General features: G+C 58.2%; 1 protein-coding gene. It reads left to right on the top strand.

The window, feature by feature from the left end; genetic code table 11:
* Window positions 1-251, top strand: a 251-nt coding sequence (locus AC0MA3_RS26635) for an ATP-binding cassette domain-containing protein (protein WP_474658368.1), incomplete at both ends; no start/stop codon positions are given.

Genomic DNA, 251 nt, shown 5'->3' with positions numbered 1-251 from the left:
GCAGCCAACGATTTCCGCGACCGGCATCAGCAAGGCATTCACTGTCAAGCAAATCCGCACGATTGCTTTGCAGGACGTCTCCATCGATATTTTTCAGGGCGAACTGACGCTGATCATCGGGCCTTCCGGATGCGGAAAGAGCACCCTGCTGGCGACGTTGAGCGGCCTGACCATTCCCGATACAGGCGCGATCAGGACACTTGGAACCGATCTCGTCGCCGCAAGCGATGCCGAACGGGATTCCTTTCGCC

It is taken from the genome of Paenibacillus sp. LS-5 (assembly GCF_056121505.1).
The sequence above is the reverse complement of the archived record's forward strand: the minus strand, read 5'-3'. Positions and strand labels throughout refer to the sequence as shown.